The sequence below is a fragment of the Kurthia sp. Dielmo genome, from assembly GCF_000307285.2.
In the GTDB taxonomy this organism is placed as follows: Bacteria; Bacillota; Bacilli; order Bacillales_A; family Planococcaceae; genus Kurthia; species Kurthia populi.
On record NZ_HE578959.1, the window covers coordinates 16,879 to 26,678 of the forward strand.

The window sequence follows — 9,800 nt, forward strand, 5'->3', positions numbered from 1 at the left end:
TGGCATATGCCATCGACGCATCAATAAATTGCTCCAATGTTTCAACAGAAGGCGAACTGCATGACAATATCAGCTAACGGCTCACGCTTACTTCAACGCTTTACGTGGGCTATCAATATCTACAATGCCACTGAATCGATTTACTATCTGCTTACATATAACTTCTTTTATGCATGTATCTGGGCTATCTCTTTCGGCCTAACTACATGGTGTTTGGAATCAAATGAAGAGCTTGTAGAGTCGCAAAAAGAACAAAGCCAATGGTTTGAACAAAGACTTCAATAATTCTAGTACTGCTAACATCTGCCTAAAATTAATTACAGTATTGAACAAACAAGCTCCATTCTTTATTGAATAGGGATTTACTAATGACTATTAAAAACGAAATGATTCTAAAAGAACTGAAACGATGCAAGTACCGGTATACGTTGCAAGAGATGTCAACAAACGTTTGCACGACTGGTTTGAAGCTGGTGGCCTAGAGAATTCACATTATGTGCGCACACAAATCAACTTTTTAAAGATGATTGGCGCAGCCAAAGAGCTTTGCGTTTAGGCTGCGTCGCATGAACTTAATAGATGAACTTGAATTCCCAGATAAATTTTTCGACTATGTATATTCGCAATCTTTGCGTATAGCACATACGGTATTGGAAACGTTAGAAGTTAATGAAGCGGACACTAAATTTTCCTGCTTCGTAAGGTTGTACAACGTCCCCACAGAATACTTCAATAGACTATCTAAAAAATTCAAGAGGAATACGGCGGGCTGCGTATTTCGAATGATTGAGGATTCACTTCTTTATATCTTAGAGAAGTATGGATTATCCCTCTCTATTAAAAGAATGGATTGGTCCGTATTTCCAGAACAAGCAGTCGAAGAAGATCTTAGCATCTATATAGATTTCTACACTTACAAACTATAACTACAGTTAATCTTAGGAGGATTTTTATTATGTTAATGGTAAACACTAAAGGTATCATAGGTTGGTCAGCAATAACATTTAGCGCAATTGATTCTTTAGAATAAATTTCAGTAGGGGACGTTGTAAGCTTTTCGCAAGCTACACTCGATGGCAAATCGGTGCGCGAATTTCCAGTTAAAGTAATTGACGACCAAACACAAACTATCACATTCGAGCCAACAGCAAGTGTTGTTCTGCCAGCTCGTAAATTTGCATAGGAGGGCTCACCATGAAAACTGAAAAAGCCATTGCACACTAGCTTGACGGGAAATTATCCGTTCCATCAGATACGATCACGATTCAAGGAGGGACGCTTTTTTCATATGCAACAGCAATTGCTCAACGAACAGGAGATAACGAATACATCATCAACACAACAAAATATAGAGGGGAAACATTAGAAGCGTAGGCGGCTCTTCGGGTTCAAGTAAAAGAGATCCGAGCAACTGTAACTTGCGTATCAAATGTGCCAGTTGGGGAAAGTTCTCTATTGCCATTCATCAAAATGCAAAGAGGTGCTGTTTAAATAATCAAAAGCATGTTGTGTTGGAAACAAAAATACATACGATTTTCTCCAAATTGAAAATCAAAGGATAATCTTTTGAAACTACCAAGGGATTAGAGAAGCGAACTAATAAAAAATCAAGAAAAAAAGGCAGTCGATTGACTGCCTTTTTCGTGTTTAAATTGTGTATGCAATTCATGTAAAGGGGTGTTATCAGTACTTACGGAATTAGAGTGATTTTGATTCCCAAATGACACTTTGGTAACTATTGTTATAGGGGTCTCGCCATAAAAAGGCGGATTTACAACGTTAAGCGATGTCTAGCAGTCATAAACATTTGATACAGTAACGATAAGAAGCAAATGTCTTATAAACGACTGTTTTTGAGATAGAATGATTGTGCTTTAAAAAACAGCTATATTTTCATCAAAAACTGTTTCAAAACATTGCTCAAAATCAAAATTTTTGTAACTTTCTTTTTTATTTGGCGTCATTACTTTAGAATTAAATGGCGCTTAGCTCTAAAAATTTTAGTCATACTATTCCAGAAAAGGGCCATATAGTGAAGTAACTCACTTATAAAAAGTTCATTTAAGTAGCTTGGTTAATCGTATAGAAATAGTGTAAACTTTAATTTAAACCTCATTGCTTAGATATTTGCTGATTTGCTGTAGTTTTTCTTCATTGCGACGATAGTATGTCCATTTACCTATTCTTGTGGGGATTAAAATCCCAGCTCTAGCCATAATCGATAAATATTGAGACATTGTTGATTGATTCATGTCAATTTTTTCGGTTATTTGACCCACGCAAACCCCTACTTCAGACGGTTTTGCTTCTGGATATTTAATATTTTCATCTCCAAAATTAGCTTCTGGATCCTTTAGTAATTTTAAAATTCTCAATCTCGTTTCATTTGAAAGTGCTTTAAATATATCCATCATTTCTAAATCGATGTTATCCATAACGTTCCTCCCTTGAATTTAAAATAATTATCTACTATATATTGAAATATTTCAATTTTTTAATCTAAAAACCCCTTTCTATGGTTAAAGCGACTGAACCTAATCATAGAAAGGGGATCTTTTTTATTCTTTAATCTGTAAAATATTATCTAAATTGTCACGAGACATAACTAATGTGCTTAACGGTTTGCCTTCTGTAGGATAACCAATAGCAATTCCCATAAATATAGATTCATCTTCTGGAATATCAAAATGATCACGAATCTCTCCAGGATAACGAATAATTTCGTAAGCAGGAACTGTTCCTAATCCGTGGTGATAAGCAGATAATAAAATACCATAACCGAAAGCTCCAACATCATAAGCTGAGTAATGAGAAGAATCTTTAGGAATTGTAATGTAAATAACTGCTGGGGCATTAAATAAAATAGCATTTTGAGATAGCAAATCTTTAATGCCATTTTCTCCAATAAGACTTTCAGTTTCTTTCATATAATTCTCAATATTATTTTTTGGATGTTCTTGCCAACCAAGAGGTGGTGTAACTTCTGTCCAACTCTTTTCTCTATTTTTAGCCTTCTGTTTATGAACCTCACGAATGCTTTCTAAAGTTTTTCCTGTAGCGATGTAAGCTTTCCAAGGTTGACTATTTTCATACGAAGGAGCTCTTTGAGCCTCAAAGATGATTTGTTTTAATAAATCGACATCAATTTCTTTATCCATAAAGTCTCTAACAGAATGACGTCGTAATAAAATATTTGTATTGTCCATTATTAATAACCTCCTAGTATTAACATATTGCAATAATTAAATATGTTATAGTGTTATTATATTGCAATATTTCAATATGTCAATGGATAATACTTAATATTATTTCTAAAGGAATTATACTTAGACAACTATTTAATCATTTTTAATTTGTATCTAATATACATGGCTAATTTAAATAACGTTCCCAAACAAAAGTTTGGGAATATACGAAAAAACCACAAATCATTGTTAAATCAATGATTTGTGGCTTTTTTAGTTAATAGTATGATTTATGAAAGTACTCAAGAAAAAGTGTTATCGGTAGTTACGAAAACAGAGTATTTTTTTCTATCATCGCAGCTCCAAGAAACTTAATCATTGAATAAATAGAACCCATTGAAAAAAATAAGATTAAGAAAATTATTTCAAATAGGATATCATTTAAAAAATCATTCATTAAAATCATTACTCCTACTACCCATATTTTTCATAGCCTTTATATCCGCCTTTGGTCAATGCCTATGCAGCTAATAATGCGTCAATTGAATCTCTTTATTCTATACTAAAGTCTGATCGTGTATATTTTATTTGAATACAAAATTCTTAATCAATTACTCCAAAATCATATAAAATCTTGAGCATCAAACAATAAAATAAAAATGCACACCCTCCATAGATGAAAATAGCCCATAAGTAATAGTTAACCTTGGGAGAAAAAGGAGTTATTTTTCTGAAAGCCTCCCAATCTGAATCATTAAAATATAATTCTTTTGTTTTTTTGAGCGAGAATAGATATACAAATACTATCGGAAACATCAAAAAAACAAAGCCTATATAAGGACTCTCAAACATATCTTATTTCACGCCTTTCAAACTTCACTTTAAAACCACCATTTTTTTCTTTGTATACTTATTCTTTATTTTTTGTACAAAAGGTTTTATTCCTGCTCAAATAAAAGATTCTGTTTTACCAAAATATGAGAGTATTTGATTTTCACTGAACGAACCTTTAGAAAAATCACCAAAATTACCGACTAGATAAGCAGCCGGAGCAATATGTCCAGATAAAAATTTACCTGCTATATCGCTGAGTTCACCAGCTTTTTTTGATTTACTAACTAAACCTAATCCCATTGCTCCTGATAAAGCACCTCTACCCATAGTAATACCTAATTCTTTAAAACATATTTCTTTCTTGAATTTCTTAGTTCCATATTTAGCAATTAATTTAGCTATATAGGATACAGCATTGATCAGAGCACCTCCTAATATTTGGGCTAATTTCCCGTTAGGATCGATCTTCATCACTGGATTACCATTCTCATAGCTATAACCATTTTGCGACAGCGGTTCGTCATCATCACCTGGATGTGGGTCTAATGCTAATAAAGAACCGTTTGCTGGGTTGTAGTAGCGTGCTTGTAAATAGTAGTTATTCGTTTCTTCATCATAATACCAGCGTAACGAATTGGGTTTGCTTTTGCTAAAGCACCTTCAGCTGTAAGAATGTTTCCGTATGCATCACATGTGTATGAGGCGACTTCATTATCTTCACTATCACGAATGCTTAATACATCGCCACGATGATTTGTGATGAATTGATATGCTTTCGTTTCAAAAGTATCCACATTGTTTTTGGCTTTCACTATCATACCAAGTGGTGTATAACCATTCCATTCATATAAACGGTACTCGGTTACAGTATCATTTACTTTCACAACTTCCATATCTAATACTTCATTATTATAGAAGTATTCATGTGTTGTAACACCAACTGTTTTTGTTAAACGTAGACCATCTTCATCATATGTGTAAGAAGCAACTGGGTTACCTTCCAACGTTTTTACTTGAGTAAGGCGTTGTTGCTGGTTGTACGTGTACTTATAGTTTTCATCTTGTAGTAAATTACCATCTTTATCATATTCAAACGCTGTATCATTTTTCATTTTAATTTGATTCGCATCGTTATACGTAAATGTAGAAACGATTCCATTTGCGTCTGATTGCGTTCGATTTCCTACAGCATTGTATTCATAAGAATTAATCGTACCGCTCGATAAAGTTTCTCTGATTAATTGATCGTTTTTATCGTATTCAAATGAACTTGAAGTATCATTCACTGTTTCTTTTGAAATATTCCCATTCTTTGTGTATTCATAAGTGATTTCAAAAGGCGTTTGTTGTTTTGTTGTATAAACTAATGAATTTAATAAGTTACTATCATTTGTTCGTGCAACTTGTACAAGTAAATCAGCATTTAATGTTAAGGTTTTTGGACTATTCGCAACATCTGTATCAACTGTATACGTATGAGTGTTTGTACTGTCCAGACCATACTTGAGTTGGTCTATGTCATCACTATTTTCTTTATAAGTAATTTCTTGATTGAAAGCAGTTTCATCATTATAAACTGTTTGACTCTTGATAAGACGCTCTGTCTCATCATATTCATATTTTTGACTAAACAGGCCTAATGTATAGGTTGCAAGGGCATTTGTTTCAGCCTCATACATAAATATTTTTAAGGCTTCATTATTTCGTAAAATAGCACTTGTATTCCCATTTTCATCATATTCATACGTAACTATATCATTACCATTGTCTATTTGACTTACTTGACCATCACTGTTGTAAGTATAATTTGTTTCAATACCTGATGGTAAAGTAGTGGCACTTAAATCACCATTTAGGTCATATGCATACTTAAATTCCATCGTCGGCATTTTCACAGAAGTCACTTGATCGTTATCATTATATACATATGATTTTGACGATTTAAAGCGCCTATTGCGACTTCATTTGAAAAAGCCTATACTATTTTCTGGAAACTAATCAGAAACATAGCAATAGGAGTTTTAATAATGAAGAAAATCGCAAAATTAAGTACCTCTGTCTTACTTCTTTTCACATTAGCTGCATGCTCGAATGATGTAGCAGAGGAAAAAGCTGCTGCTAAAAAGGAAGCAGCACAATTGGCCGAGCAAAAGAAAGCGGAAGCACTAAAGATTGTACAACAGCAAGAAAAGCATGCCAGCAAAGTAGTTGCGAAGGCACAAAAGAAATTGGACTGGGCAACCTATAAAAAGGCGAAAAAAGTCGTTAATCAACTACAACAAACAGATGAAAAAGACAAACTAGTAAACAAGCTAACCGGCATTAAAAAGAAAATTGTTAAAAACGAACGCATTGCGGCAAAGAAAGCTGAAGCTGCTAAACAAGCCGAAATCGCTAAACAAGCCGAAATCGCTAAACAAGCCGAAGTCGCTAAACAAGCCGAGGCTGAACCTCAAACATTAACGGCTTTTGTTAATAAATATGGTATGTCTCCTGCAGCCTACAAGGTACAGTATCAAGGAATGTCAGAAGAACAGGCATTACGCTCAACGCCTGATGCCATGAAAACTTCAGGTGAAATGCAAATCGGTTATATCAAATACGGTATCGAATAATTCTCATAAAAAAAGGAATCGCCAGCTCGCTGACGATTCCTTTTTTATTATACCGTTGTTTTCACAAAGCGTGGATCTTGCCATTGTTGCTTCCACTTCATTGCAGAGGCAATAATGATGACGATACCAAGCGCCAACATAATACATGATAAAATACCGTTTAATATATTGAAGCCACCTGCTGCTGAATTCCAGTAAACATTTTTCACCATCCAGAACCCTGCTACATTGACCGTAATGTATAAGTAAACGAGTGGGATAAAGCATGTTAACGCATAAATACGTTTGTCTGCTACTTTCAATACATACGTGACACCACATGCTAAGCCGATTGAGGCCATGAGCTGATTGGATACACCAAATAATGCCCATACAGATGCGATATCACCTGAGTTGAGTAAATAACCCCAAATCACACAGGCAAGCGCACTCGCAAAAATCGTTCCTGGTAGCCAGTCGGTTTTCTTAAGTGGCTTATATACATTGCCTAAGAAATCTTGAATTAAATAACGTGCTGTACGTGTTCCCGCATCAATCGCCGTTAAAATAAATACGGCTTCAAACATAATCACAAATTGATAGAAGTAACGTGTTAAATGGCTAAACCACTCAACACCTGCAAAAATAGACGCCATACCGACTGCAAGCGTTACAGCACCACCTGTACGACCTTCTAAATCCATACCAACCGCTGCCGCAAGCTGTGGTAAATCAACCGTCGCCATTCCAAGTGCTTGGAAAGCTTCAGGTGTAGAGTTAATCGCAAAATAATCGCCCGGATGTAAAACCGTTGCGGCAATTAATGCCATCACCCCGACAAGTGATTCTACAAGCATCGCTCCAAAACCAACAATACGGATATCCTCCCAGCGGTCCAGCATTTTTGGTGTTGTTCCTGATCCAACGAAGGCATGGAAGCCCGAAATCGCGCCACATGCAATCGTAATTGAAACGAATGGCCACACAGGACCTGCAACAATTGGACCGCCACCATTAATGAAATCTGGAATAATAGCTGGAAACTGGATTGTTGGATTAATAATAAAGACGCCAATAATTAGTGCAATAAAAACACCGATTTTCATAAAACTACTTAAATAATCACGTGGCGCTAATAAGAACCACACTGGCAGAGCTGCTGCGAAAAATGCATACACTGGTAAAATAATTGATAATGTCGCTTTATCTAATGTTAAAACATTTCCTAGCCATGTACCCTCAATGTATGGACCGTAGAATACGGCTGCCACTAAGAGTAAAATACCAATCACTGTTGGAACCCATAAATTATTCATTAAACGCTGCATCACACCCATTAACATCGCAATTGGAATGGTTGCTGCCACTGCGAAGGTACCCCATGGATTTTCTGCTAACGCACCTAAAATAACCATCGATAAACCAGCCATTGTAATCGTAATGATGAATAGCATGGCAAGACCTGTACAAAAACCCGCTACTGGACCAAGCTCCTCACGCATCACTTCTGATAATGATTTACCGCCTTTCATCATCGACGCAAATAATACAACCGCATCATGCACGGCACCCCCGATTACTGCCCCGATTAACAGCCATAAATAGCCTGGTAAATAACCAAACTGTGCTGCTAAAATTGGTCCTACAAGTGGACCTGCTGCCGCGATGGCTGCGAAATGGTGACCAAACGCCACCCATTTGTTTGTCGGCACATAGTCTTTGCCGTCATTTTTTTCATGTGCAGGCGTTGGTGCATCGTCATTGATTTTCAATACTTTTTTCGTAAAGAAAATACCATATAAACGATACGCTATTGCTAGCACACAGATTGCTCCAATTACAAGTGTAATGGCATTCATCTGTCATCCCCCTAAATATGTATAGATTTTGCACAGAATTTTCAGATAAATTACTACGAAAAGTAGCGTTTTATTCCGCGCATTTTCACAAAATTTTTCTCAATTTTGTGAACATTTCTATTTTAACTAGAAAATGTTACAAAAAGATACCCTTTATTTAAAAAATAAGTAATTTTCGTCATTCTATTTTCTGAAATCAAACGATTAATGGATACATCTTCATTTATTTACTAAAAATGAACAGTTTCTATCATTTCATTCATCGAAATTAGCGCTTCTGTCTGCTATTTTTCTCTATTTCCTATTGGTACGCTAATAAGAAAAGGAGGCTATCTTTATGAAAAAATTAATTGCAGCAACTGCACTCATCACGCTTGCCGCTTCAAGTATCTCAACGCCCGTACAAGCCGCGAGTTACAAGGTCGTTAAAGGCAAGCTCGTCAATGCAAAGACCGGCAAAATTGTCACAAAAACAACGGTATTTAAAAAGCAACTTTATAAAAAAGGGGTGCTTGCAAAAGGGACTGTGCTTTACAAAAATACGCTCTATGTTAAAGGCTCGATTCCAAAAAACTACACATTATACAAGGGCATACTTTACGCAAAAGGGAAAAAATATCATGGCGTGAATACATACAAAAATAAGCTTTATGTCGATGGTATTGTCTTTGAAAGCAATGCGCTATTTGTCCATGATGAAAAATTACATCAGGGCGAGCCACTTTACCCTGGTATGAAGGAATACAAAGGCATTCTTTATTCAGATGGCTACCCGTATACAGGTGTTGATGGCCAGCATTATTATCATAATGGCAGAGACATTTATAATGGTATGCTAAATGATGCGATGGTGACGGTCTCCTATACCGATGAACAATCGGCCGTTGTGCGCATTTCAGGCATTCCTTCCGCTATTAAATATCCATCTGCTAGCACGATTATTTCTATGCAGGGAAGTCCCGCCACTTGGAAAATAGAGCCGGGCGCTGGTCAACTTGGTGATTTAGTATTTACATTCACCGGCATTCAATCAAATGGTTCATTTAACGTCACGATTTCTTCATTATTTTACGGCGAAGGGCGCGGGGCACTCCATTTCAATAACAAAACGTTCTCGTTCAAATCACTGCTTCAATTAAAATCAAATAGTGATTTCAATCAATTACTACATGATGTCGAAAAACTAAAACAAGTCGAAGCGGATCAAGGAAAATGGTTTACGACAGAAAATGACGCCCTGACAGCACGTGCCATTCGCTATGAAAGCCTCTTTGGACAGAACGGTACGACTGCGCAAAGTAATCCATCTCTTTTCTATGCCGCGCATC

8 protein-coding genes and 3 pseudogenes are annotated in these 9,800 nt (G+C 35.9%); 4 read left to right on the forward strand and 7 right to left on the reverse strand.

What is annotated here, in order from left to right:
• Positions 1-60 precede the first annotated feature (60 nt).
• Together KTHG_RS11355 and KTHG_RS21250 are read left to right on the forward strand one after the other, a co-directional pair.
• Positions 61-285 carry a hypothetical protein gene (locus tag KTHG_RS11355; RefSeq protein ID WP_139993662.1) on the forward strand — a complete coding sequence of 75 codons (225 nt, stop codon included), beginning with the start codon at positions 61-63 and terminating at the stop codon, positions 283-285.
• A gap of 124 nt (positions 286-409) precedes the next feature.
• Positions 410-556, forward strand: coding sequence for a DUF6877 family protein (locus tag KTHG_RS21250; protein ID WP_186439569.1), 147 nt, complete (start codon positions 410-412; stop codon positions 554-556).
• Positions 557-2,105: 1,549 nt separating this feature from the next.
• Here the strand turns inward: KTHG_RS21250 and KTHG_RS11360 are convergent.
• The 6 genes and pseudogenes from KTHG_RS11360 to KTHG_RS22270 all read right to left on the reverse strand — a co-directional run.
• A complete protein-coding gene (locus KTHG_RS11360) occupies positions 2,106-2,435 on the reverse strand; it encodes an ArsR/SmtB family transcription factor (protein ID WP_010305486.1) in 330 nt (109 codons plus the stop codon).
• A gap of 123 nt (positions 2,436-2,558) precedes the next feature.
• The gene (locus tag KTHG_RS11365) at positions 2,559-3,206 is read right to left on the reverse strand and encodes a nitroreductase (RefSeq protein ID WP_139993663.1); all 648 of its coding nucleotides are present in this window, start codon (positions 3,204-3,206) and stop codon (positions 2,559-2,561) included.
• 927 nt (positions 3,207-4,133) lie between these two features.
• A complete protein-coding gene (locus KTHG_RS11370; protein WP_139993664.1) occupies positions 4,134-4,493 on the reverse strand; it encodes a hypothetical protein in 360 nt (119 codons plus the stop codon).
• Positions 4,494-4,529: 36 nt separating this feature from the next.
• A pseudogene (locus KTHG_RS22140) lies at positions 4,530-4,580 on the reverse strand (hypothetical protein); the annotation flags it as partial.
• Positions 4,568-5,131, reverse strand: a complete 564-nt coding sequence (locus KTHG_RS22265) for a hypothetical protein (RefSeq protein WP_483299892.1) — start codon at positions 5,129-5,131, stop codon at positions 4,568-4,570. The gene KTHG_RS22265 and the pseudogene KTHG_RS22140, both read right to left, overlap by 13 nt.
• A 453-nt stretch (positions 5,132-5,584) precedes the next feature.
• Positions 5,585-5,953 (reverse strand): annotated as a pseudogene (locus KTHG_RS22270) (hypothetical protein); the annotation flags it as partial.
• A gap of 93 nt (positions 5,954-6,046) precedes the next feature.
• On the opposite strand from KTHG_RS22270, the gene KTHG_RS11380 reads away from it, so the two are divergent.
• The gene (locus tag KTHG_RS11380; RefSeq protein WP_139993670.1) at positions 6,047-6,634 is read left to right on the forward strand and encodes a hypothetical protein; all 588 of its coding nucleotides are present in this window, start codon (positions 6,047-6,049) and stop codon (positions 6,632-6,634) included.
• Positions 6,635-6,681: 47 nt separating this feature from the next.
• On the opposite strand, the gene KTHG_RS11385 is transcribed toward KTHG_RS11380, so the two are convergent.
• Positions 6,682-8,472: a carbon starvation CstA family protein gene (locus tag KTHG_RS11385; protein ID WP_139993671.1), complete on the reverse strand. Its 1,791-nt coding sequence runs from the start codon at positions 8,470-8,472 to the stop codon at positions 6,682-6,684.
• A gap of 337 nt (positions 8,473-8,809) precedes the next feature.
• Here KTHG_RS11385 and KTHG_RS11390 point away from each other — a divergent pair.
• Positions 8,810-9,800: pseudogene (locus KTHG_RS11390) on the forward strand (hypothetical protein); the annotation flags it as partial.

Coding starts and splice junctions, on each gene's coding strand:
- KTHG_RS11355 (WP_139993662.1), top strand. CDS start 61: ATGACAATATCAGCTAACGGCTCACGCTTACTTCAACGCTTTACGTGG.
- KTHG_RS21250 (WP_186439569.1), top strand. CDS start 410: ATGCAAGTACCGGTATACGTTGCAAGAGATGTCAACAAACGTTTGCAC.
- KTHG_RS11360 (WP_010305486.1), bottom strand. CDS start 2,435: ATGGATAACATCGATTTAGAAATGATGGATATATTTAAAGCACTTTCA.
- KTHG_RS11365 (WP_139993663.1), bottom strand. CDS start 3,206: ATGGACAATACAAATATTTTATTACGACGTCATTCTGTTAGAGACTTT.
- KTHG_RS22265 (WP_483299892.1), bottom strand. CDS start 5,131: ATGAAAAATGATACAGCGTTTGAATATGATAAAGATGGTAATTTACTA.
- KTHG_RS11380 (WP_139993670.1), top strand. CDS start 6,047: ATGAAGAAAATCGCAAAATTAAGTACCTCTGTCTTACTTCTTTTCACA.
- KTHG_RS11385 (WP_139993671.1), bottom strand. CDS start 8,472: ATGAATGCCATTACACTTGTAATTGGAGCAATCTGTGTGCTAGCAATA.